Annotated in this window: 2 protein-coding genes, 1 other RNA gene and 1 pseudogene; all 4 read left to right on the top strand. The window is 60.3% G+C overall.

Going from position 1 to position 2,713, the window contains the following annotated elements:
* Positions 1-209: 209 nt before the first annotated feature.
* Positions 210-306, top strand: an RNA gene (gene ffs, locus HMPREF2724_RS01770) — signal recognition particle sRNA small type.
* 100 nt (positions 307-406) lie between these two features.
* On the top strand, positions 407-1,678 hold the full coding sequence (locus HMPREF2724_RS01765; RefSeq protein ID WP_070586871.1) for an aspartate aminotransferase type Ic: 1,272 nt from the start codon (positions 407-409) through the stop codon (positions 1,676-1,678).
* Positions 1,679-1,747: 69 nt separating this feature from the next.
* Positions 1,748-2,224, top strand: coding sequence for a suppressor of fused domain protein (locus HMPREF2724_RS01760; RefSeq protein ID WP_061920101.1), 477 nt, complete (start codon positions 1,748-1,750; stop codon positions 2,222-2,224).
* Positions 2,225-2,280: 56 nt separating this feature from the next.
* Positions 2,281-2,713 (top strand): annotated as a pseudogene (locus HMPREF2724_RS01755) (AAA family ATPase); the annotation flags it as partial.

Raw genomic sequence — 2,713 nt, 5'->3', positions numbered from 1 at the left:
ATAGGCCGCTAGTCGAATCCTCCGTTGGAAGACTCTACACGAGCAGGCCCCAAGGAAAAATTCGTACTGCGCACTCCGGGTAGGCCGACCTGCGTCCGGCGCTAGTGGAGTAGCCGTAACAGCGGCCGCAGCGATGGGAAGGAGCGGGGCCGCGGCGATTGGGGGCAATAACGGTTTGCCGCAGGGGTAGCAGGCGCGCTAGGCTTATCGGCAGGATTCCGCGTGGCGTCCATCCTCTGAACTCCCCCAGGGCAGGAATGCAGCAAGGGTCAGGAGGCTCTGACGGGTGCGCGGGGTCCCTTTTAAGTTTTCTGGGTGATAAACATTACAAAAGCTGCACGCAAGCGTTAGTATTGGTTGCCATATATTCGCAACTACCCGCAACTAACCCGGAAGGTGGACAGGAATGTCCCTGCTCAATCTCGAAAAGTCTGAGCTCGACGAACTCGCAGCGAAGGTTCGTAAGGACTACGAGGAGCTGAAGGCTATGGGCCTGAAGCTGGATTTGACCCGCGGCAAGCCCGCAAAGGCGCAATTGAGCCTGTCCAACGATCTGCTCGAGCTGCCAGGCGCGGGCAACTATTCCGACGCCGCAGGCAACGACCTTCGCAACTACGGCAACCTTGAGGGCATCAAGGAACTGCGTGAGCTGTGGGGCAAGCTGACCAACATCGACCCAGAGCTGCTGTTGGCTGGAGATTCCTCCTCCTTGAACATCATGTTCGACCTCATCTCTTGGGCTTATGCTTTCGGTACCAATGAGTCCGAGCGTCCGTGGTCCCAGGAAGAGACCGTCAAGTGGATCTGCCCGGTTCCGGGTTATGACCGCCACTTCGCTATCACGGAGCACTTCGGCTTCGAGCTGATTTCGGTCCCTATGCTTTCCGACGGCCCCGATCTCGGCGCCGTCAAGGAATTGGTCAAGGACCCGCAGGTCAAGGGCATGTGGACCGTTCCGATGTTCGGTAACCCAACTGGCGTGACCATCTCCGAAGAGATCGCCCAAGAGTTGGCCTCCATGGAAGCCGCAGCGCCAGACTTCCGCATCATCTGGGACAACGCTTACGCGGTCCATACTCTCACCGATGAGTTCCCGGAGATCCTGCCGATTCTCGACATTGCAGCTAAGGCAGGCAACCCGAACCGTTTCTGGGCTATGTCTTCTACCTCCAAGATCACCTTCGCCGGAGCTGGCGTTGCGTTCTTCGCGTCCTCCCGCGAGAACTTGGATTGGTACCTCTCCCACGCGAAGATTCGCGGCATTGGGCCGAATAAAATCAACCAGCTTGCTCACTACCAGTTCTTCGGTTCCGCCGAAGGCGTGCGTGCGGTCATGCGCCGCCACGCGGCGCTGTTGGCTCCGAAGTTCAACGCTGTCCTGCGCATCCTTCAGTCCCGCCTGGGCGAGTACGAGGTCGCGCAGTGGACCGAGCCGAAGGGCGGCTACTTCATCTCCCTCGACGTCGTCGATGGCACCGCCACCCGCGTCTGGGAGCTGGCGAAGGACGCCGGCATCGTGCTGACCAAGGCTGGCTCTGCCTTCCCGCACGGCGAGGACCCGAATGACCGCAACATCCGCTTGGCACCTTCGCTGCCACCGCAGGAAGAGGTCGAGGCTGCAATGGACGGCGTCGCAACCTGCGTGCTGCTCGCCGCTTTGGAGAAGTTGGGGGCTTAAGCCATCAATTCCGACGAGACTTCGTACTGGCTAAGCCAGGTCATTCCCGTTCCGCTGGAGTTTAAAAACGTGGAAGGCCGCCGGCTTGGTTTAGCCGCGCTTGACGACGCCCAGTCCCTCGCCGTTACCACCACCTTCGGCGAGGTAGACACGGGGCTCAAGCATGCGGAGCAGGGCGTCGATGTGCGTTGCGAGCTGCTGACCGTAGCGCGCGCGACGCAGCCGGAGGTAGCTGCTGCGGTTACTGCGGCTGCAGAAAAGCTGATCAAGGCCCGAGGCATGCTGCCGGCCCAGCCGGGCATCATGCTGCCGGAGATACTTTCGGAAGATTCGCTCAACGTGCACCATGGTCTGCTGATCGCGCCTTATTTGTGGGGCGGTAGCACCCCTCAGCTGCCGGAGGACGGCCGGCTGACTTTGGTCTGTCAGCTGCTGATGCTTACCGATTCAGAATATGCCTATGCGGTGGAAGAGGGCGTCGCCAAGCTGCAGGAAGCAGTAGCTGAACAGGGCGTCGATATCCTCGATTGGAAGCGCGCCGGCTAGCTTGCTCCGCCCGCTGCGGGGGAGAGTGTCGGGCACAGAATGTAGACTGACTAACCGTGGCTCTATACCGGAAATATCGTCCAGCAACGTTCGCGGAAGTGGTCGGCCAAGAGCAGGTCACCAAGCCTTTATCCGCTGCCCTCGACGCAGGGCGTATCAATCATGCCTACCTGTTTTCCGGTCCGCGCGGCTGCGGCAAGACCTCTTCAGCGCGCATTATGGCCCGCTCGCTCAACTGTGAGCAGGGGCCTACGTCTACCCCGTGTGGCGTGTGCGAGTCTTGTGTTTCGCTGGCACCAGGTGGCCCGGGCAATCTGGATGTAACTGAGCTTGACGCGGCTTCCCACAACGGTGTGGAGGACATGCGTGAGCTGCGTGACCGCGCGTACTATGCACCTGCTGAGTCGCGCTATCGCATCTTCATTATCGACGAGGCACATATGATTTCCGCCTCGGGCGCCAACGCGCTTCTGAAGGTGGTGGAGGAAC

Source organism: Corynebacterium sp. HMSC071F07 (assembly GCF_001810285.1).
In the GTDB taxonomy this organism is placed as follows: domain Bacteria; phylum Actinomycetota; class Actinomycetes; order Mycobacteriales; family Mycobacteriaceae; genus Corynebacterium; species Corynebacterium simulans.
This window is presented reverse-complemented; position numbering and strand designations above follow the sequence as displayed.